This is a genomic window from Streptomyces sp. JLYT201 (genome assembly GCF_059448825.1).
Map to the genome: position 1 here is coordinate 1,833,137 of NZ_CM182551.1, position 25,537 is coordinate 1,858,673.

Sequence of the window (25,537 nt, forward strand, 5' to 3'; positions counted from 1 at the left end):
CACATTTCGTGCTGCGTCAGGAATCGCTGCATCAGGAATCACTGTTGTCCAAGGCCATCTGGATGAGGTTGGCCACGTCCATGGCGTCGATCGAGGCATCCGCGTCGTCGTCCGGCGCGGCGCCGGCCGGGGCCGCCGCCGGGTCCGGTGCGGCGAGCCGCAGCAGGGCGTCGAGCAGGCCCGCCTCGCGGATGCGGGCGACCGGGACGGCCGCCAGGGCCCTGCGGACTTCGGCGTCCGCGGGGTGGTCCGCCGCGCCGTCGGCGGCGTGGACGGCGTAGGCGTCGTCCGCGTCGCCGGGTGCGGCGTCCGGCAGGAGTTCGGCGAGGAGTTCGCGGGCGAGCTCCCCGGGGGTCGGGTGGTCGAAGACGAGCGTGCTGGGCAGGCTCAGACCGGTCGCGGTGTTCAGCCGGGTGCGCAGCTCGACGGCGGTCAGCGAGTCGAAGCCGAACTCCTTGAACGCGCGGTCCTCGCGCACCGCTGCCGTGCCGGTGTGTCCGAGGACGGCGGCGACCTCGGTGCGCACCAGTTCCAGGACGATCCGCTCGCGGTCGGCGGGCGGCGCGGCGGCGAGCCGGTCGCGCAGCGCGGTCGCGGCGTCGCCCTCGGCTGCCCCGCCGCCGGTGGCGTCCGGCGCGGCGGTGAGCGCGCGGCGCACCTCCGGCAGGTCGTCGAGCAGCGGGCTCGGGCGGCGCACGGTGAAGGCCGGGGCGAACCGCTCCCAGTCGACGTCGGCGACGGTCACCTGCGGCCCGGGCCCGTCGAGCGCGTGCCGCAGGGCGGCGACGGCCACGTCGGGCCGCATGACGGGCAGGCCCCGCTTGCGCAGGTGCGCGGCCGCCTCGTCGTCCCCGGCCATGCCGGAGCCCGCCCACGGGCCCCAGGCGATCGACGTCACGGGCCGTCCGCGGGCCGCGCGCCGCTCGGCGAGGCCGTCGAGGAAGGCGTTGGCGGCGGCGTAGGCGGCCTGGCCGCCGCTGCCCCACACTCCGGCGATGGACGAGAAGAGCACGAAGGCGTCCAGCGGCGTGTCGCCGAGCAGGTCGTCCAGGTGTGCCGCGCCCGCGGCCTTGGCCGTCACGACGGCGGCGAAGTCCCGGGGTCCGGTCTCGGCGATCATCAGGTCCTGGCCCACGCCCGCCGCGTGCACGACGGCGCTCAGCGGCGCGTCCGCGGGGATCGCGTCGAGGAGCCGGGCGACCGCGTCCCGGTCGGCCACGTCGCAGGCGGCGACGGTGACCTGGGCCCCCAACTCCGCCAGTTCGGCGCGGAGTTCGGCGGCGCCGGGCGCGTCGGGGCCGCGTCGGCTCGTCAGGACGAGGTGGGCGGCGCCGTGGCCCGCGAGCCACCGGGCCACGTGCGCGCCGAGGGCGCCGGTGCCGCCGGTGACGAGCACGGTGCCGCGCGGCTGCCAGCCCGCACCGCCCGCGGGGCCGCCGGGGGCCCGCGTGAGACGGCGTACGAGGACGCCGGACGCGCGGAGGGCGAGCTGGTCCTCGGTGAAGTCCTCGGCGCCCGCTCGGGAGAGGAGCGCGGCGAGGCGGGCCCGCACGGAACCCGGTCCTTCGACGGCCTGGTTGGCCTCGGTGGCCTCGGGCAGGTCGATGAGGCCGCCCCACACCTCCGGGTGCTCCAGGGCCACGACCCGGCCGAAGCCCCACACCTGCGACTGGGCCGCGGCGTGCAGCGGGTCGGTGGCTCCGACGGACACCGCGCCGGACGTCGCGACCCACAGCCGCCCGCCGGTCCCGGTGTCCACGACCGCCTGCGTGAGCGCGAGGGTCGCGGCCATGCCCCAGGTCAGAGCGGGGTCAGGGGTGTCGGTCTCCGGGTGGCGGTACGGTCGCTCGTCCAGGGCGAGCAGCGACAGCACGCCCGTGACGTCGGTCGGCTCGCCGGTCTCCCGCAGGATCCGCGCCATCGCCGTACGGTCGGCCGCCTCGTCGCCGACGACGACGGACCGGACCTGCGCACCGGCCTGGGCGAGCGCCTCCTCGGCGGCCGCGCGCCAGGGGTGTCCGGCCGCGTCGGCCGGGACGAGGAGCGCCCACGTGCCATGGAGGCCCGTTCCGGTGCCCGGCCCGGCCGCGGCGGCGAGCGGCGTCCACGTGACGCCGTACCGCAGGGCGTCCACCTCGTGCCGCTCCTGCTGCCGCCGGTGCCAGCCGACCAAGGCCGGGAGCACCGACTTCAGCGGGGCCTCCTGGTCGAGGTCCAGCGCCCCTGCGAGCCCGTCCAGGTCCTCCCGTCGTACGACGTCCCAGAACTCGGCGTCCACGGCCCCGGCCTCCGCCTCCGGCACACCGGTGTCCGTCGGCCGCGGCCAGTACGTCCGGCGCTGGAAGGCGTACGTCGGCAAGCCGACGCGGCGCCGGGACTCGACGGGGGCGTACAGCAGCGTCCAGTCGACCTCGGTGCCGCGTACGTGCAGCTGCGCCAGGGCCGTCAGGAGCGTGTCGGGCTCGGAGCGGTCCTTGCGGACGGCGGCGACCAGGCCCGCCTGCGCGGCGGGCTCGGTGAGCGTGTCGTGGGCCATGGCCGTCAGGACGGCGTCCGGACCCAGCTCAAGGAGCGTCGAGACGCCCTGCCCGGTGAGGGCGTTGAGGCCGTCGTGGAAGCGGACCGCCTCGCGGATGTGGCGGACCCAGTACTCGGGGTCCTGCAGCTCGGCGGGATCGGCCAGTGCTCCGGTGAGGTTGGAGACGACCGGCAGGCTCGGCTCCCGGTACTCCAGGCTCTCCGCGACCTTGCGGAAGTCCGCGAGGGCGGGCTCCATCAGGGGCGAGTGGAAGGCGTGGCTGACCTGCAACCACTTCACCTTCCGGCCCTGGTCGCGCAGGGTCTGCTCCAGGGCTTCGAGCGCCGCGCGCTCGCCGGAGAGCACCAGCTGCGCGGGGCCGTTCACGGCCGCCACACCCACACGGTCCGACAGGTCCGCCAGGAGGGGCAGCACGTCCGCTTCCGCAGCCTGCACCGCCAGCATGGCGCCACCCTCGGGCAGGGCCTGCATCAACCGGCCGCGCGCAGCGACCAGTTGAGCCGCGTCCTCCAAGGACCACAGCCCCGCCACGTACGCCGCAGCCAGCTCACCGATCGAATGACCGCCCACGATCTCCGGACGGATGCCGAAGGACTCCGCCAGCCGGTACAGGGCGACTTCCATCGCGAACAGCGCGGGCTGCGCGTAGCCCGTCTGCTCAAGGAGGTCGGCGTCCGTACCGAACATCACGCTCTGGAGCGAACGTTCTATCCACGGATCTATATGGACACACACCTCGTCCAGGGCGTCCGCGAAGACGACGAAGTTCTCGTACAGTTCGCGGCCCATGCCGGGGCGCTGGCTGCCCTGGCCGGTGAAGACGATGCCGAGGCGGCCGCCCGTCGCGGCACCGGACACCACGCCCGGACCGCCGGTCGCCAGCGCGTCGAGGCCGGTCAGGAACTCGTCCCGCTCCCGGCCGAAGACCACCGCCCGGTGCTCGTGCACGGCACGCCCCGACAGGAGCGACCAGCCCACGTCGACCGGGTCGAGCGCGTCGCGGTCGGCCACGTGCGCGCGCAGGCGCTCGGCCTGGGCGCGCAGGGCCTCCGGGCTCCGGGCCGACACGAGCCACGGCACGGCCGTGATCGGCGTGACCGGCTCCGCCGTCCCCGCGGACTCCTCGCGGTCGGGCAGCGGGGGCTGCTCGACGATCACGTGGGCGTTGGTGCCGCTGATGCCGAACGAGGACACGCCTCCCCGGCGCGGCTCCGCGTCCCGCTCGGGCCACGCGCGCGCCGCCGTGAGCAGCTCCACGGCGCCGGAAGCCCAGTCGACGTGCGTGCTCGGCCGGTCCACGTGCAGCGTCGGCGGCAGGACGCCCTCCCGCAGGGCCATCACCATCTTGATGACGCCCGCGACACCGGCGGCGGCCTGGGTGTGGCCGATGTTGGACTTGATGGAGCCCAGCCACAGCGGCCGCTCGGCCGGGCGGTCCTGGCCGTAGGTGGCGAGCAGGGCCTGCGCTTCGATGGGGTCGCCGAGGGCCGTGCCGGTGCCGTGGGCCTCGACGGCGTCGACGTCGCCCGGCTTGAGGCCCGCGTTCGCCAGGGCCGCGCGGATGACGCGCTGCTGGGCGGGGCCGTTGGGGGCGGTCAGGCCGTTGGAGGCGCCGTCCTGGTTCACGGCGGAACCCTTGACCACCGCGAGGACTTCGTGGCCGTTGCGGCGCGCGTCGGACAGCCGCTCCAGGAGGAGCAGGCCGACGCCCTCGCCCCAGCCCGTGCCGTCCGCCGCTTCCGCGAACGCCTTGCAGCGACCGTCCGCCGCCAGGCCGCGCTGACGGCTGAACTCGATGAAGGCGCTCGGCGTGGACATCACCGTGACGCCGCCCGCCAGGGCCAGGTCGCACTCGCCCTGGCGCAGGGCCTGCGCCGCCAGGTGCAGGGCCACGAGGGCCGAGGAACAGGCCGTGTCGACGGTCAGGGCGGGGCCTTCGAAGCCGAAGGCGTACGACAGGCGGCCGGAGACGACGCTCGCGGCGTTGCCGGTGCCGACATAGCCCTCGGCGCCGTCGGGCGCGTCCTTGAGGAGGTCGAGGTAGTCCTGACCATTGGTGCCCGCGAAGACACCGGTACGGCTGCCGCGCAGGGCCGCCGCGTCGATGCCCGCCCGCTCGAACAGCTCCCAGGAGGTCTCCAGGAGCAGCCGCTGCTGCGGGTCCATGGCGAGGGCCTCGCGCGGCGAGATCCCGAAGAAGTCCGCGTCGAACTCGCCCGCGTCCGGCAGGAATCCGCCCTGGCGGGCGTAGGTGGAGCCGGGGGTGGCCGGGTCCGGGTCGTACAGGGACGCCGTGTCCCAGCCGCGGCCCGCCGGGAACTCGCCCAGTGCGTCGACGCCGTCGGCGACGAGCCGCCACAGGTCTTCCGGGCCGCGTACGCCGCCGGGGAAGCGGCAGCTCATCGACACGATGGCGATGGGCTCGTCGGCCGCGCGGACGGCCGGCGCGGGCTCCGTCGCGGCGGCGGAGGGGTCGCCGCCGATGAGGAGGCCGGACAGGTAGTCGGCGACGGCGTGCGGCGAGGGGTGGTCGAAGACGAGGGTCGCCGGGAGGGTCAGACCGGTCGCGGCACCCAGGCGATTGCGGAACTCCACCGAGGTGAGCGAGTCGAACCCGAGCCCCTTGAACGCGCCGTCCGAGGGCACCGCGTCCACCCCGCCGTGCCCGAGCACCGTGGCGGCGTGGGTCCGTACGAGGTCGAGCAGCGCCCGCTCGGCGTCAGGACGCGGCAGGGCGGCCAACTGGCCCTTCAGATCGGGCTGTTCCGCATCGGTCGGCCCGGCGGGGCGGGCCGCGCGCAGGGCGGCCACCTCCGGCAGGTCGTCGAAGAGCGCGCTGTGCCGGGCGGCCGTGAACCCGTCGAGGAACCGGTCCCACACCACGTCGGCCACGACGAGCGCGGCCTGTCCGCCGTGGGCGGTCGCCAGGCGCAGGGCCTCGGTGGCCCGCGCCGGGTCCATGACGGGCAGGCCCGCCTGGCGCATGCGCTCCTCGGAGCCGTCGTCGGCGGCCATGCCGCTGCCGGCCCACGGTCCCCAGGCGAGCGACACCGCGGGCAGGCCCGCCGCGCGGCGCCGCTCGGCGAGCGCGTCGAGGAAGGCGTTCGCGGCGGCGTAGTTGCCCTGGCCGGGCCCGCCCACCGTACCGGTGAGGGACGCGAACAGGACGAAGGCCGTGAGGTGTTCGCTGTCGCGCGTCAGCTCGTGCAGGTTCAGGGCCGCCTGGACCTTCGGCCGGAAGACCGTCGCGAACCGCTCCGCCGTCAGACCGTCCAGAACACCGTCATCAAGAACACCCGCCGTGTGGAACACACCGGTCAGCGGCACACTCTCCGGAATCTCCGCGAGCAGCCGCGCCAACGCGTCACGATCAGCCACATCACACGCGGCGATCGTGACCTCGGCACCCAACCCCTCAAGCTCCGCCCGCAATTCGGCCGCGCCCGGGGCGTCCGCGCCCCGACGGCTCGTCAGGACGAGGTGCCGGGCGCCCGCGCGCGCCAGCCAGCGCGCCACGTGACCGCCGATGGCACCCGTGCCACCGGTCACGAGAACGCTGCCCTCGGGCGTCCACTCCCCCGCCGCGACGGCGTCGAGCGGTGCCCGCTCCAGGCGGCGCGCGAACACCCCGGAGCCGCGCACGGCCACCTGGTCCTCGCCCGCCGAGGCCGCGAGGACCTGGGCGAGGCGAGCCACGGCGCGCGTGTCCGCGCCCTCGGGGAGGTCGACGAGACCGCCCCAGCGCTCCGGGAGTTCGAGGGCCGCGACCCGGCCGAGGCCCCACACCGCCGCGGCGTCGGCGTCGGCCGTGCGATCGGAGGCGCCCACGCGGACCGCACCCCGCGTCGCCACCCACAGCGGCGCGTCCACGCGCTCGTCGCCCAGGGCCTGGACGAGGGCGAGCGTCAGCAGGACACCGGCCGGGACGTCCCCGGCCGTCGGCGCCCCGGCCGCCACGGGTGCGCAGGCCAGCAGGGACAGCACCCCGGCGACCGGCTCGCCCCGCCCTTCGCCCTCGCCGGGGTCGGTGAGGGCGTGGCTGAGCAGTTCCCGCAGCGTGTCGCGGTCGGCGTCCCGTGCCCCCACGCGCAGCACGCGGGCACGGGCCCCGCCCAGTTCCAGGGCCCGTACGGCCCCGTCGACCCAGGTCTCCTCGGGCGCTCCGGCACCGGCGACGACGAGCCAGGTGCCCGTCAGGCGGCCCGGTGCCGTCCTGCCGAGCGGCTTCCACGCGGTCCGGTAGCGCCAGCGGTCCAGCTCGGACCGCTCCTGCCGCTGCCGCCGCCACGCCGTGAGCGCGGGCAGCACCGACCGGAACGGTGCCTCCTCGTCGACCTCCAGCGCTCCCGTCAGCGCCCGCAGATCCTCGGCCTCCACGGCCTCCCAGAAGCCCGCGTCCACAGGGTCGGCCGCTTCGACGGGGCCCTCCGTCAGCGGGTTGAGCCAGAGCGTCTGGTGCTGGAAGGCGTACGTCGGCAGGTCGACGCGGCGCCGGGACTCGACCGGGGCGTACAGCGGCGCCCAGTCGACGGCGGTCCCGCGTACGTGCAGCTGCGCGAGGGCAGCGAGGAACGTGTCGGCCTCGGGGCGGTCCTTGCGCAGGGCGGCGACCAGGCCCGCCTGCGCGGCCGGTTCCGTGACCGTGTCGTGCGCCATCGCGGTCAGGACGGAGTCCGGGCCGAGTTCAAGCAGCGTGGCGGCACCGAAGCCGGTGAGGGCGTTGAGGCCGTCGTGGAAGCGGACGGCTTCACGGATGTGGCGAACCCAGTACTCGGGGTCCTTCAGCTCGGCGGCCTTCGCGAGCGCGCCGGTGAGGTTGGAGACGACGGGCAGGGTCGGCTCCTGGTACGTCAGCTTGGCCGCGACCTCACGGAAATCGTCCAGGGCCGGGTCCATCAGGGGCGAGTGGAAGGCGTGGCTGACCTTCAGCCACTTCACCTTCCGGCCCTGGTCACGCAGGATCTGCTCCAGGCCTTCGAGAGCCGCCCGATCACCGGAGAGCACCAGCTGCGCGGGACCGTTCACGGCAGCCACACCCACACGGCCCGACAGGCCGTCGAGCAGCGACAGCACGTCCGCTTCCGCAGCCTGCACCGCCAGCATCGCGCCACCCTCGGGCAGCGCCTGCATCAACCGGCCACGCGCAGCAACCAGTTGAGCCGCATCCTCCAAAGACCACAGCCCCGCCACATACGCCGCAGCCAGTTCACCGATCGAATGCCCGCCCACGATCTCCGGACGGACCCCGAAGGACTCGGCCAGCCGGAACAGGGCGACCTCCACAGCGAACAGGGCGGGCTGCGCATAGCCGGTCTGCTCAAGCAGCTCGGCATCCGCACCGAACATCACGCTCTGGAGCGAACGTTCCATCCACGGATCGATATGGGCACACACCTCGTCCAACGCGTCCGCGAACACCGGGAACGCCTCGTACAGCTCACGGCCCATCCCGATCCGCTGGCTGCCCTGACCGGTGAAGACGACGCCGAGGCGGCCCTCGACGACCGAGCCCGTGACGGCGGCCGGGCCGCCGGTGGCCAGCGACTCCAGGCCCGCGAGGAACTGCGAACGGTCCCGGCCGAACAGCACGGCCCGGTGTTCGTGCGCGGTACGGCTCGACAGCAGGGACCAGCCGACGTCGACCGGGTCGAGTCCGCCGCGCGCGGTCACGTGCGCGTGCAGCCGCTCGGCCTGCGCCCGCAGGGCTTCCTCAGTGCGACCGGACACCAGCCACGGCACGGCCGTGACCGGAGCGACCGGCTCCACGATCTCGGCGGGCTCCTCGACCGGCGCCTGCTCCACGATCACATGGGCGTTGGTGCCGCTGACGCCGAAGGAGGAGACGCCCGCGCGGCGCAGCCGGTCGGCCTCGGGCCAGGTCCGCTCGTCGGTGAGCAGTTCGACGGCTCCGGCTTCCCAGTCCACGAGGGAGTTCGGCCGGTCGACGTGCAGCGTGCGCGGGAGGGTCCCCTCGCGCATGGCCATGACCATCTTGATGACGCCCGCGACACCGGCGGCGGCCTGGGTGTGACCGATGTTGGACTTCACCGAACCCAGCCACAGGGGCCGGCCCTCCGGCCGGTCCTGGCCGTAGGTGGCGAGCAGGGCCTGCGCTTCGATGGGATCGCCCAGGGTGGTGCCGGTGCCGTGGGCCTCGACGGCGTCCACGTCGGCGGGTGCGAGACCGGCGTTGGCGAGGGCGGCGCGGATGACGCGCTGCTGGGCGGGCCCGTTGGGGGCGGTCAGGCCGCTGCTCGCGCCGTCCTGGTTCACGGCGGAGCCACGTACGACAGCAAGGATCTCGTGGCCGTTGCGCTGGGCGTCGGAGAGGCGCTCCAGAAGCAGCAGGCCCACGCCCTCGCCCCAGCCGGTGCCGTCCGCCGCCTCCGCGAACGCCTTGCAGCGGCCGTCGGCGGCCAGGCCGCGCTGACGGCTGAACTCCACGAAGGTGTCCGGCGTCGACATCACGGTCACGCCGCCCGCGAGCGCGAGGGAGCACTCGCCCTGCCGCAGGGCCTGCGCCGCGAGGTGCAGGGCGACGAGCGAGGACGAGCAGGCCGTGTCGATGGTGACGGCGGGGCCTTCGAGGCCGAAGGTGTAGGAGACGCGGCCGGACGCGATGCTGCCCGCGCTGCCGTTGCCGAGGTAGCCCTCGAACTCTTCGAGGCCCCGCGGGTTGCTGAGGATGCGGTTGCCGTAGTCGCCGTACATGACGCCGACGAAGACGCCGGTGCGGGAGCCGCGCACCGTCAGCGGGTCGACGCCCGCCCGCTCGAACGCCTCCCACGTGGCTTCGAGGAGGAGCCGCTGCTGCGGATCGATGGCGAGCGCCTCGCGCGGCGAGATGCCGAAGAACGCCGGGTCGAACTCGGCGGCCTCGTGCAGGAACCCGCCTTCGCGCGCATAGCTCTTGCCGGGGCGGCTGGGGTCGGGGTCGTGCAGGTCCGCGTCCCAGCCCCGGTCGTCGGGGAAGGAGGAGATCGCGTCCCCGCCCTCGGCGACGAGCTGCCACAGGTCTTCCGGGCCGGCTACGCCGCCGGGGTAGCGGCAGCTCATCGCCACGATGGCGATGGGCTCCCGGCTCACGGACTCGGCGTCCTGTAGACGCTGCCGGGTCTGGTGCAGATCCGCGGTAACTCGCTTGAGGTACTCGCGGAGTTTCTGCTCGTTCGCCATTTCGGTGCGACTCCTTCAACGCAGAGGGCCGAACCCATCACATCCGGGGGAGGGTAGGGCAACAACCCCTACCCTCCCCCTACGGACCCCTTTACGAATTGCCGCGCATTACCGCGAAGCGCGGTCAGGAAACGCCGAGTTCATTGTCGATGAAGTCGAACATGTCATCGTCGTCGGCGTCCTCCAGCTTCTCCGCGATGCCGGCCGCGGCGGCCTCGCCCGGCTCCCCGGCGTCCAGCTTGCCGAGCAGGGCCCGGAGCCTGCCGCGCACCTCCGTCCGCTGGTCGTCCGCCAGCGGGCCCGCTGCCAGGGCCGCTTCCAGGCCCGCGAGCTCGGCGGCGAGCCCGCCGGCGCGCGGCCCCTCGGCCCCGTCCGCCGTGCCGCCGTCGCGGGGCAGGGTCTCGTCCAGGTGGGCGGCGAGCGCCGCGGGCGACGGGTAGTCGAAGATGAGCGTCGCCGGGAGCCGCAGTCCGGAAAGGGAGTTCAGCCTATTCCGGAGTTCCACCGCGGTGAGCGAGTCGACCCCCAGTTCAAGGAATCCACGGGTGGCACCTATTGCCTCGGGCCCGGAATGCCCGAGCACTGTCGCCACATTACCGCGTACCGCGTCGAGCAGGGCCCGCTCCCGGTCCGCTCCGGAAAGTCCCGCCAATTCCCTGACGAGCGCGGGCCCGGTGCCGTTCGCCTCCGCCGTGCCGCCGGAGCGGGCGAGCGCCCTGCCGGCCCGGCGGGCCGGGGTGCGGACGAGGTCGGAGAACACGGGCTGTACGCCGTCGGGGCCCGCGGAGGCGCGCAGGGACGCGGTGTCCAGGTGCAGCGGCACGAGCACGGCGGGTGCGTCGGGCCCGGTCAGGGTGACGGCGGTGTCCAGGAGCGCCAGGCCCTGGCGCGTGGACAGGGGGGCGACGCCGCCGCGTGCCATGCGCCGGAGGTCCGCGTCGCCGAGGCCCTCCGTCATCTCGCTCTCCTGCGCCCATACGCCCCAGGCGAGTGAGGTCGCCGGGAGGCCCTGGGCGCGGCGTGCGACGGCCAGGGCGTCGAGGAAGCAGTTGGCGGCCGCGTAGTTGGCCTGGCCCGGGCTGCCGAGGACCCCGGCGGCGGAGGAGAACAGGACGAAGGCGCTCAGGTCCAGGCCCGCGGTCAGCTCGTGCAGGTGCAGCGCCGCGTCCGCCTTCGGCCGCAGCACGGCGTCCACGCGCTCGGGCGTCAGGGCGGTGACCACGCCGTCGTCCAGGACGCCCGCCACGTGCACGACGGCCGACAGGTCCGCGCCGTGCTCGTCGAGCAGCGCGGCCACGGCGCCCCGGTCGGCCACGTCGCACGCGGCGACCGTGACCTTCGTGCCGAGGGCCTGGAGTTCGTCGCGCAGTTCACCGGCACCGGCCGCCGTCTCTCCCCTGCGGGAGACCAGGAGCAGGTCACGTACGCCGTGGTGTTCGGCCAGGTGCCGGGCCACGAGGCGGCCGAGGCCGCCGAAGGCGCCCGTCACCAGGACGGAGCCCTCGCCCCACGGCGCGGTGTCGGCAGTGGCCGGGGCGGTGGTGGTCCTCGCCAGCCGGGGCACCCGTACCGAGCCGCCCCTGACCGCTGCTTCCGGTTCGCCCGACGCCAGTACGGCACCGAGCGTGGCCGCGTCGACTCCCCCTTCGGTGTCGCTGTCGGTGTCCACCAGGACGAAGCGCCCCGGGTGTTCGACCTGGGCGGACCGCACGAGACCCCACACGGCCGCGCCCGAGGGGTCGGGGACCTCCTCGGTGCCGTCGGCGGGGACCGCGCCCCGCGTCACGACGACGAGCCGCGCGGACTCGTACCGCTCGTCCGCCAGCCAGTCCTGCACCACGCCCAGCGCCTCGGCCAACCGCGCCGACACCGCCTCGGGCCGCGGCTGACCAGCGGGGACACCGCCGTGCCACACCACCGCCTCCGGCACGTCACCACCGGCGGCCACCGCCTCGTACGAGACGTACGGGACGGGGGCAGCGGACGGCGTCGGGATCTGCGGCTTCCACTCCACGTGGAACATCGAGTCGCTCACCGCCCCGCCGCCGAGCTGCTCGGCCGAGACCGGGCGCGACACCAGCGAGTCGACGGTGGCGACCACCTGGCCGCTCTGGTCCGCGAGGGTCAGGGACACGGCGTCCGTGCCCGCCGCGGCCAGCCGGACGCGGACCGTGGCGGCGCCCGCCCGGTGCAGCCGCACCCCGCTCCAGGCGAACGGCAGGCCGAGGCCCTGGCGCTCCTCGTCGAGCAGCAGGGTGGAGTGCAGGGCGGCGTCGAGGACGGCGGGGTGCAGGCCGAACGCCGTGGCGTCCGCCGCCTGCTCCTGCGGGAGCGCGACCTCGGCGAACACCTCGTCGCCGCGCCGCCAGGCGGCACGCAGCCCCTGGAACACCGGCCCGTAGCCGTACCCCGTCCCGGCGAGCCGGTCGTAGAGGGAGGCCGCGTCGTCGATCGGCTCCGCGTCGCGCGGCGGCCAGACGGTGAGGCCCTCGGGCTCCGCCGCGCCGTCCGTGGCGGCCAGGAAGCCGGACGCGTGCCGGGTCCAGGGCCCTTCGGGGTCCTGCGCGTCGCGGGAGTGCACGCTCACCGGGAAGCACCCGTCGGCGTCCGCGGCGCCCACACTGACCTGGAGCTGTACGGCACCACGCTCCGGCAGCACCAGGGGGGCCGCCAGCGTCAACTCTTCGAGGACCCCGCACCCGACCTCGTCACCGGCCCGCACGGCCAGCTCCACGAACGCCGTACCGGGCAACAGCACCCGGCCCGCCACCGCGTGATCCGCGAGCCACGGATGCGTCGCCAGCGAAAGCCGCCCGGCCAGCAGGTACCCGTCCCCCTCGGCCAGCGGCACCGCCGCCCCCAGGAGCGGGTGCCCCGCCGCGACCAGGCCGGTCGCCGCCATGTCCCCCGGCACGCCGACGGCCGCGCGCGGCCAGTACGTCCGGCGCTGGAAGGCGTACGTCGGCAGGGCGACCCGGCGGCGCGCCCCGGCCGGGGCGTACAGCGGCGCCCAGTCGACCTCGACGCCGCGCACGTGCAGCTGCGCCAGGGCGGCCAGGAACGTGTCCGGCTCCGCGCGGCCCTTGCGGACGGCCGCGACGAGCCCGGCCTGATCCTCCGGCTCGGTGACGGTGTCGTGCGCCATGGCCGTGAGCACCGCATCGGGGCCCAGCTCCAGGAGCGTCGAGACGCCTTGCCCGGTCAATGCCTTCACGCCGTCGTGGAAGCGCACCGCCTCGCGGATGTGACGGACCCAGTACTCGGGGTCCTTCAGCTCTGCGGGATCCGCCAGTTCACCGGTGAGGTTGGAGACGACAGGGAGAGTCGGCTCCTGGTACGTCAGCTTGGCCGCGACCTCACGGAAACCGTCGAGGGCCGGGTCCATCAGGGGCGAGTGGAAGGCGTGCGAGACCTTCAGCCACTTCACCTTCCGGCCCTCACCGCGCAGGATCTCCTCCAGGCCTTCGAGGGCACCGCGCTCGCCGGACAGCACGATCTGGGAGGGGCCGTTCACGGCGGCCACGCCGACGCGGTCCGACAGGCCGTCGAGCAGCGGCAGGATGTCCGCTTCCGCAGCCTGCACGGCCAGCATCGCGCCGCCCTCGGGCAGGGCCTGCATCAAACGCCCCCGGGCCGCGACCAGTTGAGCGGCATCTTCGAGGGACCACAGTCCGGCCACATACACGGCCGCCAGCTCACCGATCGAGTGGCCGCCGACAATCTCCGGGCGTACGCCGAAGGACTCGGCCAGGCGATAGAGCGCCACCTCGACGGCGAACAGCGCGGGCTGCGCGTAAGCGGTCTGCTCAAGGAGGTCGGCGTCCGTACCGAACATCACGCTCTGGAGCGAACGTTCTATCCACTGATCAATATGAGCGCACACCTCGTCCAACGCATCCGCGAACACCGGGAACGTCTCGTACAGCTCCTTGCCCATGCCGATGCGCTGGCTGCCCTGGCCGGTGAAGACCACACCGAGGCGGCCCTCGACGACCGAGCCGGGTACGAGCGCTTCGAGGCCGGTCAGGAACTCGTCCCGGTCCCGGCCGAAGACCACCGCCCGGTGCTCGTGCACGGTACGCCCCGACAGGAGCGACCAGCCCACGTCGACCGGGTCGAGGCCTTCGTCGCCCGCGACGTGGTCCCGGAGGCGCTCGGCCTGCGCCCGCAGCGCCTCCGCGCTGCGACCGGACACCAGCCACGGCACGGCCGTGACGGGCGCGACCGGCTCCACGGGCTCCGCCGACTCCTCGACGGGCGCCTGCTCCACGATCACGTGCGCGTTGGTGCCGCTCACGCCGAAGGACGACACACCCGCGCGGCGCGGCGCGTCCCCGCGCCCGGCCCACTCACGGGCCTCCGTCAGAAGCTCGACGGCACCCGCCGACCAGTCCACGTGCGAGCTGGGGCGGTCGACGTGGAGCGTCTGCGGCAGGACGCCCTCGCGCAGGGCGAGCACCATCTTGATGACGCCCGCGACGCCGGCGGCGGCCTGGGTGTGGCCGATGTTGGACTTGATGGAGCCCAGCCACAGCGGCCGCTCGGCCGAGCGGTCCTGGCCGTACGTGGCGAGCAGGGCCTGCGCCTCGATCGGGTCGCCGAGAGTGGTGCCCGTGCCGTGGGCCTCGACCGCGTCCACATCACCCGCGGACAGCCCGGCATTGGCGAGGGCCGCGCGGATCACCCGCTGCTGCGAAGGCCCGTTGGGGGCAGTCAGGCCGTTGGAGGCGCCGTCCTGGTTCACGGCGGAGCCACGGAAGACCGCGAGGACCTGGTGGCCCTTGCGGCGTGCGTCCGACAGGCGCTCAAGGAGCAGCAGGCCCACGCCTTCACCCCAGCCGGTGCCGTCCGCCGCCTCCGCGAACGCCTTGCAACGGCCGTCGGTCGCCAGGCCGCGCTGACGGCTGAACTCGATGAACGTGTCAGGCGTCGACATGACCGTGACGCCGCCCGCCAGAGCCAGGTCGCACTCGCCCTGGCGCAGCGCCTGCGCCGCAAGGTGCATGGCGACCAGGGAGGACGAGCACGCCGTGTCGACCGTGACCGCCGGGCCTTCGAGCCCGAACGCGTACGACAGACGGCCGGAGACGACGCTCGCCGCGTTGCCGGTGCCGAGATAGCCCTCGCCGCCGTCGGGGGCGGCGCGCAGGACGTGCTCGTAGTCCTGGCCGTTGGTGCCGGAGAAGACGCCGGTGCGGCTGCCGCGCAGGGTCGCCGGGTCGATGCCCGCCCGCTCGAACGCCTCCCACGCGGTCTCCAGGAGGAGCCGCTGCTGCGGGTCCATGGTGAGCGCCTCGCGCGGGGAGATGCCGAAGAAGTCCGCGTCGAACTCGGCCATGTCGTGGAGGAAGCCGCCCTCGCGGACGTAGCTGGTTCCGGGGTGGTCGGGGTCGGGGTGGTAGAGCTCCCCCACGTTCCAGCCGCGGTCGTCGGGCATGTCCCCCATGGCGTCCACGCCGTCGCGCAGCAGGCGCCACAGGTCCTCGGGGTTGCGGACGCCACCGGGGAAGCGGCAGCTCATCGACACGATCACGATCGGGTCCCCGTCGTCCGGGGTGCCCGTTCCCGCCGGGGCGGCGGCCGGGCGCTCGGCGTCCGCGGGCGCGAGGCCGCCGAGGAGTTCGCCGCGCAGGTACTGGGCGAGGGCGGCCGGGGTCGGGTGGTCGAAGATGAGCGTCGCCGGGAGGTGCAGTCCGCTGGCGGCGCCGACGAGGTTGCGCAGTTCGACCGCCGTGAGCGAGTCGAAGCCCAGGTCCTTGAAGGGGCGGGCGGCGTCCACGGTCTTGCCCGCCGGGTAGCCGAGGACGGTGGCCACGCGGTCGCGCACGAGGTCGAGGACCGCCCGCTCCCGCTCCGCCGCGGGGAGGGCCGCGAGCCGCTCCGCGAGCGGGGCTGTGGACGGGTCACCGGCCCGCTCCGGCCCTGCCGCCCGCTTCCCGGACGGGTCGGCCGGGTCGGCCGTTTCGGCGGGAAGGAGTTGGTCGAACAGGTGGCAGGGGCGCGCCGTCGCGTAGCCGGGCGCGTACTGCTCCCAGACGACGTCGGCGAGGGTGACCGCCGCGGCGCCGCCCGGCGCCGCCGCGTCCGCGAGCGCCGCGGCCATGGCGGCGACGGCGAGGCCGGGCTCCATCGCGGGCATGCCGCTGTCGCGTACGCGCTGCTCGACCACTCCGCCGTCGGCCGCCATGCCGCCGCCCGCCCACGGGCCCCAGGCCAGGGACAGGGCGGGCAGGCCGAGCTCGCGGCGGTGCGCGGCGAAGGCGTCCAGGAACGCGTTGGCCGCCGCGTAGTTGCCCTGTCCGCCGATGCCCATCGAGCCCGCGACGGACGCGAACAGGACGAAGGCCGTGAGGTGTTCGCTGTCGCGCGTCAGCTCGTGCAGGTTCAGGGCCGCCTGGACCTTCGGCCGGAAGACCGTCGCGAACCGCTCCGCCGTCAGACCATCGAGCACGCCGTCATCGAGGACACCCGCCGTGTGGAACACACCGGTCAGCGGCACGCTCTCCGGAATCTCCGCGAGAAGCCGCGCCAACGCGTCACGATCAGCCACATCACAGGCCGCGATCGTGACCTCGGCACCCAATTCCTCAAGTTCCGCCCGCAATTCGGCCGCGCCGGGCGCGTCCGCGCCCCGACGGCTCGTCAGGACGAGGTGCCGGGCACCCGCGCGCGCCAGCCAGCGCGCCACGTGACCGCCGATGGCACCCGTGCCACCGGTGATGAGGGCCGTGCCGCCCGGCGTCCACTCCCCCGCCGGGGCCTCACCGGCCACCGTGCGCACGAGGCGGCGCACGAACACTCCCGAGCCGCGCACCGCGAGCTGGTCCTCGCCCGTCGCCGCGCCGACGGCGTCGGCGAGCCGCAGCCGCGTCCGCTCGTCGGGGTGCGGCGGCAGGTCGACCAGACCGCCCCAGCGCTGCGGCTGCTCAAGTGCGGCGACCCGGCCCATGCCCCACACGGGCGCCTGGCGCGGCGCCGTCAGCCGGTCCGAGCGGCCGGTGGCCACCGCGCCGCACGTGGCGGCCCACAGCGGTGCCGCCACGTCGGCGTCGCCCAGGGCCTGGAGCAGGGCGAGCACCCCTTCGAGCCCGACGGAGACGGTCGGGTGGGCGGAACCCTCGCTGTCGTCGAGGGCGAGCAGCGACAGGACGCCCCGCGGCTGCGTCGACTCACCCTGCCCGCCGAGGAGTTCACGCAGCTTGTGGGCCAGCGCCTCACGGTCGGCCTCGTCCGGGGCGACCGCGACGCGGGTCACGCGCGCGCCGCGCTCCTCCAGACCGGCGACCGCCGCCGCCACCCAGGGGTACGCGTCCTCGTCGGCGGGCACGACCACCCACCACGCGCCGTCGAAGGCTGCCGGGGCGAGGCCCGCCACCGGCTTCCACGCCTCCTGGTACCGCCACCGTGCGACCGTGGAGGTCTCGCGGCGCTGCCGCCGCCACGACGACAGGACCGGAAGCACCTCACCAAGGGCACCGCCGTCGGCACCACCGCCCAGCTCGGCGCTCAACGACTCCAGGTCCTCGGCCTCCACGGCCTCCCAGAACCGCGCCTCCACCTCGTCAGCGGCGGCCCCGCCCGTTCCGGCGCCAGTGGCCGCGAACTCCGTGAGGTCCAGCCAGTAGTGATCGCGCTGGAAGGCGTAGGTGGGCAACTCGACACGGCGCCGGGACTCGACCGGGGCGTACACCGGGGTCCAGTCGACGGCGATGCCGCGTACGTGCAGCTGCGCCAGGGCCGTCAGGAAGGTGTCGGGCTCCGCGCGGTCCTTGCGGACGGCGGCGACCAGGCCCGCCTGGGCGGCGGGCTCGGTGAGCGTGTCGTGGGCCATCGCGGTGAGCACCGCGTCGGGGCCCAGCTCCAGGAGCGTCGAGACACCCTGCCCCGTCAGTGCCTTCAGACCGTCGAGGAAGCGCACCGCCTCACGGACGTGCCGCACCCAGTACTCCGGGTCCTTCAGCTCGGCAGGATCCGCCAGCTCACCCGTGAGGTTGGAGACCACCGGCAACGTCGGGTCCTGATACGTCAACTGCTGTGCCACACGCCGGAAGTCATCCAGGACGGGGTCCATCAGGGGCGAGTGGAAGGCGTGCGAGACCTTCAGCCACTTCACCTTCCGGCCCTGGTCACGCAGGGCCTGCTCCAGGCCTTCGAGCGCCGCCCGATCACCGGAGAGCACCAGCTGCGCGGGACCGTTCACAGCCGCCACACCCACACGGTCCGACAGGCCGTCGAGCAGCGACAGCACGTCCGCTTCCGCAGCCTGCACCGCCAGCATCGCACCGCCCTCGGGCAGCGCCTGCATCAACCGGCCACGCGCCGCCACCAGTTGAGCGGCATCTTCGAGGGACCACAGCCCCGCCACATACGCGGCCGCCAGCTCACCGATCGAATGCCCGCCCACGATCTCCGGACGGACCCCGAAGGACTCCGCCAGGCGGTACAGCGCCACCTCGACGGCGAACAACGCGGGCTGCGCGTAACCGGTCTGCTCAAGCAGCTCGGCATCCGCACCGAACATCACGCTCTGGAGCGAACGTTCTATCCACGGATCAATATGGGCACACACCTCGTCCAACGCATCCGCGAAGACCGGGAAGGCCTCGTACAGCTCCTTGCCCATCCCGATGCGCTGACTGCCCTGACCGGTGAACACCACACCGAGGCGGCCCTCGGCCACCGCGCCCGTGACGGCCCCGCGCCCGCCGGACGTCACCGCATCGAGGCCGGTGAGGAGTTCCTCCCGGCCGAGCCCCAGGACGACTGCCCGGTGCTCGTGCACGGCTCGGGCCGAGAGCAGCGACCAGCCGACATCGACCGGGTCGAGGCCTTCGTCGGCCAGGACGTGGTCCCGGAGGCGCTCGGCCTGCGCCCGCAGGGCCTCCGCGCTGCGACCGGACACCAGCCACGGCACGGCCGTGACGGGCGCGACCGGCTCGACGATCTCAGCGGGCTCCGCGACGGGCGCCTGCTCCACGATCACGTGCGCGTTCGTACCGCTCACGCCGAAGGACGACACACCCGCGCGGCGCGGCGCGTCCCCGCGCCCGGCCCACTCACGAGCCTCCGTCAACAGCTCGACAGCACCCGCCGACCAGTCCACATGTGTGCTCGGCCGGTCCACGTGCAGGGTCGGCGGAAGGACACCCTCGCGCATGGCCATGACCATCTTGATGACGCCCGCGACACCGGCGGCCGCCTGGGTGTGACCGATGTTGGACTTCACCGAGCCCAGCCACAGCGGTCGGTCCTCGGGGCGCTCCCGCCCGTAGGTGGCGAGGAGGGCCTGCGCCTCGATCGGGTCACCGAGAGTGGTGCCTGTGCCGTGGGCCTCGACCGCGTCCACGTCACCGGCGGACAGCCCGGCGTTGGCGAGGGCCGCGCGGATCACCCGCTGCTGCGAAGGGCCGTTGGGGGCGGTCAGGCCGTTGCTCGCGCCGTCCTGGTTCACGGCGGAGCCGCGTACGACAGCAAGGATCTCGTGGCCGTTGCGCTGGGCGTCGGAGAGGCGCTCCAGGAGCAGCAGGCCGACGCCCTCGCCCCAGCCGGTGCCGTCCGCCGCCTCCGCGAACGCCTTGCAGCGGCCGTCCGCGGCCAGGCCGCGCTGACGGCTGAACTGGACGAAGGTGTCCGGTGACGCCATCACCGTGACGCCGCCCGCGAGGGCCATGTCGCACTCGCCCTGGCGCAGGGCCTGCGCGGCCAGGTGCAGCGCGACCAGGGAGGCCGAGCAGGCCGTGTCGACCGTGACGGCCGGGCCTTCGAGCCCGAACGCGTACGACAGACGGCCCGACATGACGCTGACGGCGTTGCCGGTGAGGACGTGGCTCTCGATGTCCTGGGGGACGGCGGCCATGCGGGAGATGTAGTCGTCGCCGTTGGAGCCGACGAAGACGCCCGCGCGGGTGCCGCGCAGCGTCGTCGGGTCGATGCCCGCGCGCTCGAACAGTTCCCAGGAGGTCTCCAGGAGCTGGCGCTGCTGCGGGTCCATGGCGAGGGCCTCGCGTGGGGAGATGCCGAAGAAGTCCGCGTCGAACTCGCCCGCGTCCGGCAGGAATCCGCCCTCGCGGACGTAGCTCTTGCCCGCCCGGTCGGGGTCGGGGTCGTAGAGTTCCGCGAGGTCCCAGCCCCGGTCGGCGGGGAACTCGCCCATGGCGTCGCGGCCGTCGGCGACGAGCCGCCACAGGTCCTCGGGCGAGCGGACTTCGCCGGGGAAGCGGCAGCTCATCGAGACGATCGCGATGGGGTCGCCGTCCGTGTCGGCGGCGGTGGCCACCGGCGCGGGCGCGCCACCGGCCTCCGGCGCGGCCCCGAAGGCCTCCTCACCCAAGTAGGCGGCGAGGGAGGTGGAGTTGGGGTAGTCGAAGACCAGCGAGGCGGGCAGTCGCAGGCCGGTGGCGGCCTGGACGCGGTTGCGCAGCTCGACGGCGGTGAGCGAGTCGAAGCCGAGCTCGCGGAAGGCGCGGCCCGGGTCGACGGCCTCGGGTGAGGAGTGGCCGAGGACGGCGGCGGCCTGGGTGCGCACGAAGGCGAGGAGGGCGGTGCCGCGCTCGGCGCCGGGGAGCGGGGCGAGCCGCCGCATCCAGTCGGGGCCCGTGAGGGCGTGGTCCGCGCTCGCCTCCGCGGAAGCGGGGTCGGCGGACCGCCGGCGCACCTCGGGGAGGGTGTCGAAGAGCCGGTTGGGGCGGGCCGCGAGGAAGCCGGGCAGGAAGGTGTCCCAGTCGACGGCGGCGACGAGGACGGAGGCGTCGCCGCGTTCGACCGCGTCCCGCAGGGCGGCGACGGCCGGTGCGGGCGGCATCGGCGGCATGCCGTCGCGGCGCGAGCGGTCGGCGCGCACGGTCGTGTCGGCGAGCCCGGCGCCGTCCCAGGTGCCCCAGGCGACGGAGGTGGCGGGCAGGCCGTCGGCGCGGCGCTGCTCGGCGAGCGCGTCGAGGTAGGCGTTGGCGGCCGCGTAGTTGGCCTGGCCCGCGTTGCCGAGGGCTCCGGACGCCGAGGAGTAGAGGACGAACGCGTCCAGGTCCAGGTCGCGGGTGAGGTCGTGCAGGGCGGTGGCCGCCGGGGACTTGGGGCGCAGTACGCCGTCGAGGCGCTCGGGGGTGAGGGCGTCGACGACGCCGTCGTCGAGGACGCCCGCCGTGTGGATCACGGCCGTGAGGGGGGTGTCGGCGGGTATGCCGTCCAGGAGCCGGGCGAGCGCGTCGCGGTCGGCGACGTCGCAGGCCACGACGGTGACGCGGGCGCCCAACTCCTCGATTTCGGCGCTCAGTTCGGCGGCGCCGGGCGCGTCGGGGCCGCGACGGCTGGTGAGGACGAGGTGGTCGGCACCCTCGCGGGCGAGCCAGCGCGCCACGTGGCCGCCCAGGGCGCCCGTGCCGCCGGTGACGAGGACGGTGCCGCGCGGCGTCCAGCGGATGTCGCGGGTGAGGTCGGCGCCGGTCGCCTCGCCCCTGACGAGGCGGCGTGCGAAGACCCCGGAGCCGCGCACGGCGAGCTGGTCCTCCTCACCTCCGTCGCGGGCGGCGGCGAGGATCGCGGCGAGTCGGGTGCCCGCCCGCGCGTCGTGGTCGCGGGGCAGGTCGATGAGCCCGCCCCAGCGGTCGGGGTGCTCCAGGGCGACGACGCGGCCGAGGCCCCACAGGTGGGCCTGGAGGGGGTGGTCGAGGCGGTCGCTGCGCCCCGTCGAGACGGCTCCCCGCGTCAGGGCCCACAGCCGGGCCGTGGCGCCGGTGTCGCCGAGGGCCTGCACCAGGGCGAGGGTGCCCGCGACACCGGCGGGTACGGCCTCGTGCCCGTCGAGGGGGGACTCGTCCAGGCCGAGCAGCGAGACGACACCGGCGGGTTCGGCCGCGCCGCTGTCCGCCGCCCGGCGCAGCCGCTCCGCCAGGTGTGCGCGCGTCGCCTCGCCGGTGTCCAGGCTCAGGACGACGGGTTCGGCGCCGGCCGCCGTCAGCGCCTCGGTGACGCCGGTCGCCCAGGGGTGCGCGCGGGCGCTGTCGGGCAGGACGACGAGCCAGGGCCCGGTCAGGCGGGCGGGCGGCAGGGTGGCGCCTGGCAGGGGCTGCCAGGTGGCGCGGTAGCGCCAGGCGTCGATGGTGGAGCGTTCGCGGCGCCTGCGCCGCCATGCGGAGAGGCCGGGCAGGACCTCGCTGAGGGCGCCCTGCGCCACGTCGCCGAGGGTGGAGGACAGTTCGTCGACGTCCTCGCGCTCGACGGCCTCCCAGAAGAGGGCCTCGGCCTCGTCCGTGGCGGCGGCGAGCGGCGTGCCGCCGTCGGTCCGCTCCTCGGTCAGCCAGTAGTGGCGGCGCTGGAAGGGGTACGTGGGCAGGTCCACGACGGTGCGCTCGCCGGGCAGGAGGGCCTGCCAGTCGAGTTCGGCGCCATGGACGTGGGCTTCGGCGAGCGAGGCGGCGAGGCGGTCGGCGCCGCCCTCGTCGCGTCGGAGAGAGCCGAGGGTGGCGGCCTGGCTGTCGGTCGCGTCGATGGTGGCCTGCACGGGGACGGTGAGCACCGGGTGGGGGCTCATCTCCAGGAACAGGCCGTGCCCCTCGGCGAGGAGACCTCGGGTGGCGTGCTCGAAGAGAACGGTCTGACGCAGGTTGCGGTACCAGTAGCCCGCGTCCATCAGGGTGTCGTCGGTCAGCCAGCCACCGGTGAGGGTGGAGTACAGCGGCACGTCGGGCGTGCGGGGCGCGACCGGGGCGAGGACCCGCTCCAGGTGCTCCTCGATGGCTTCGACGTGTGCGGAGTGCGAGGCGTAGTCGACGGGGATGGTGCGGGCGCGGATGTCGCGGGCCACGCACTGCGCGACCAGCTCCTCCAGGGCCGCCGCGGCACCGGAGACCACGACGTGCGCGGGACCGTTGACCGCCGCCACGGACAGGTCGTCGCCCCACTGGGTGAGGATCTCGCGCACCCGCGGCTCGGGCAGCGGTACGGAGACCATGCCGCCGAGGCCGGAGAGTTCGACGATGGCCTGGCTGCGCAGGGCCACCACCCAGGCCGCGTCCTCCAGGGACAGCGCGCCCGCGACGCACGCGGCGGCGATCTCGCCCTGGCTGTGGCCGACCACGGCGGCGGGCTCGACCCCCGCCGCACGCCACACGGCGGCGAGGGACACCATCACGGCGAACAGGACGGGCTGGACGACGTCGACGCGGTCGAAGTTGCCGCCGTCCAGCTCGTCGAAGAGGTCCCAGTCCACGAACGGGCCCAGGGCGTCGGCGCACTCCTGCATGCGCGCGGCGAACACCGGTGATTCGTCGAGGAGTTCACGGGCCATGCCGGCCCACTGGGAGCCCTGCCCGGGGAAGACGAACACGGGACGTGCCGCCCCGGGGACAGTGCGGCCGGTGACCGCGCCCCCGGCCACGAGGTCCCCGTCCGCAAGGCGTTCGAGCCCCGCGAGGAGCTCGTCGCGGTCGCGTCCGAGCACGACGCCGCGGCGCTCGAACCGCGAGCGGGTGACGGCGAGGGACCAGGCCACGTCGAGCGGTTCGAGGCCGGGCCGCACGAGCAGGCGCTCGCGCAGCCGGGCCGCCTGCGCCCGCAGCGCGTCCTCGGACTTCGCCGACAGGGCCAGCGGCACGCGGCCGGATATCACCGAAGGCAGACCGGAGCCCCCGACCGGACCGGTCCCGCCCGACGCGCCGACCTCGTCCGGCAGACCGGACCCGCCCAGCTGCCCGAGCCCGTCCGACAGGCCGAAGCCGTCAGACGGACCGACCCCGTCCAGCTGGCCGAACCCGCCCGAGGGGCCCACCCCGTCCGACGGGCCCACCCCGTCCGGCAGACCGGACCCGCCAGCCGTACCAGCCCCGTCCAGCCGCCCGAACGCATCCGGCTGGCCGGTCCCGTCCGCCCGGCCGAGCGCTCCCGGCTCACCGGCCGCATCCGGCCGCCCCGCCCCGTCCGGGCGACCGGACACCTCCTCCTGGGCGGTCACGTCCGACAGGACGGCCGCGCCCGGCCCGCCGGGCCCGTCCAGCCGGCAGCCCGCCTCGGCGGACGACGGCGCCTGCTCCAGGATCAGGTGCGCGTTCGTGCCGCTCATGCCGAACGACGAGACGCCCGCGCGCCGCGGCCCGTCCGCGCGCTCGGGCCACTCCCGGGCCTCGGTGAGGAGTTCGACGGCGCCCGCCGACCAGTCCACGTGGCTGCTCGGCTCGTCGACGTGCAGGGTCTTCGGCAGGACGCCCTGGTGCATGGCCTGCACCATCTTGATGACTCCGGCGACACCGGCGGCGGCCTGCGTGTGGCCCACGTTGGACTTCAGCGAGCCCAGCCACAGCGGCCGGTCCTGCGGCCGGTCCTTGCCGTACGTGGCGATGAGGGCCTGGGCCTCGATGGGATCGCCCAGGGTGGTGCCCGTGCCGTGGGCCTCGACCGCGTCCACGTCGGCGGCCGCGAGGCCCGCGTCGGCGAGGGCGGCACGGATGACGCGCTGCTGCGCGGGCCCGTTGGGGGCGGTCAGGCCGTTGCTCGCGCCGTCCTGGTTCACGGCGGAACCACGGACGACGGCCAGGACCTTGTGGCCGTTGCGGCGCGCGTCCGAGAGCCGCTCCAGGACGAGCATGCCGACGCCCTCGCCCCACGCCGTGCCGTCCGCGCCCTGGGCGAACGGCTTGCAGCGGCCGTCGGGCGCCAGGCCGCGCTGGCGGCTGAAGGCCAGGAAGGAGCCGGGCGACGCCATGACCACGACGCCGCCCGCCAGGGCGAGCGCGCACTCGCCCTGGCGCAGCGCCTGGACGGCCAGGTGCAGCGCGACCAGGGAGGAGGAGCAGGCGGTGTCGACCGTCATGGTCGGGCCCTGGAGGCCGAGGGTGTAGGCGATGCGGCCGGAGGCGACGCTGGCGGCGGTGCCGGTGACGAGATAGCCCTCCAGGCCGTCACCGGCGTCGCTGAGGCGAGGCCCGTACTCCTGGGTCTCGGCGCCGACGAACACGCCGGTGCCGGAGTCGCGCAGCGACGCGGGGTCGATGCCCGCGCGCTCCAGGGCCTCCCAGGACGCTTCGAGCAGCAGGCGCTGCTGCGGGTCCGTGGCGAGGGCCTCGCGGGGCGAGAGGCCGAAGAAGTCGGCGTCGAACTCGCCCGCGTCGTGCAGGAAGCCGCCCTCGCGGACGTACGACGTGCCGGGCCGGTCGGGGTCGGTGTCGTACAGGGCGGAGAGGTCCCAGCCGCGGTCGGCGGGGAAGCCGGAGATGGCGTCCACCTCGTCGGCGACGAGCTGCCAGAGCTCTTCGGGGGTCTCGACGCCGCCGGGCAGGCGGCAGCTCATGGCGACGATGGCGATGGGCTCGTCGTCGGCGCGGCGGGCCGCGGGGACGTAGCTGTCGTCGGCGCTGTCGAACAGCTCGGCGCGCAGATGGCGGGCGAGCGCGTCGGCGGTGGGGTAGTCGAAGACGGCGGTGACGGGCAGCTTGAGGCCGGTGGCCCGCTGGAGGCGGCGGTGCAGCTCCACCGCGGTCAGCGAGTCGAGGCCCAGGTCGAGGAAGGGGCGGGACAGATCGCCGGAGAGGCGATCGCCGTCGGCGCCGCCGAGGACCGCCGCGACCTCGCCGGTGACGACGGCGCGCAGCCGCCGCTCCTGCTCCGCGCGCGGGCGGCCTTCGAGGGCGGCGCGCAGATCCGTTGCCGGGGCGGGGGCCGCCGGGTCAGAGGCCGAAGGGTCAGAGGCCGAAGGGTGGGGGCCGTCGTCCGCGGCGGGGGCCGCCGCGCGGGAAGCGCCTTCCGGGTGCGGCCGGGCCTCCGGGTGAGAATGGGCTGCGATTTCCTCGAAGTCGCTCATTGTTCCACTCCGTAGCACCGGCCGTGATGGCTTTC

2 protein-coding genes are annotated in these 25,537 nt (G+C 74.9%); both read right to left on the bottom strand.

Translation table 11 applies throughout. The features are described from left to right. Positions 1–31: 31 nt before the first annotated feature. Positions 32–9,715: a type I polyketide synthase gene (locus AC5WAM_RS07325; protein WP_495522033.1), complete on the bottom strand. Its 9,684-nt coding sequence runs from the start codon at positions 9,713–9,715 to the stop codon at positions 32–34. Between the two features lie 124 nt (positions 9,716–9,839). After that, positions 9,840–25,484 (bottom strand): type I polyketide synthase, encoded by a 15,645-nt coding sequence (locus tag AC5WAM_RS07330; RefSeq protein ID WP_495523525.1) that lies wholly within the window; start codon positions 25,482–25,484, stop codon positions 9,840–9,842. Between the last annotated feature and the right edge of the window lie 53 nt (positions 25,485–25,537).

Bases quoted from the DNA above. Each gene is read 5' to 3' on its own strand.
- AC5WAM_RS07325 (WP_495522033.1), bottom strand. From the start codon at position 9,715: ATGGCGAACGAGCAGAAACTCCGCGAGTACCTCAAGCGAGTTACCGCG.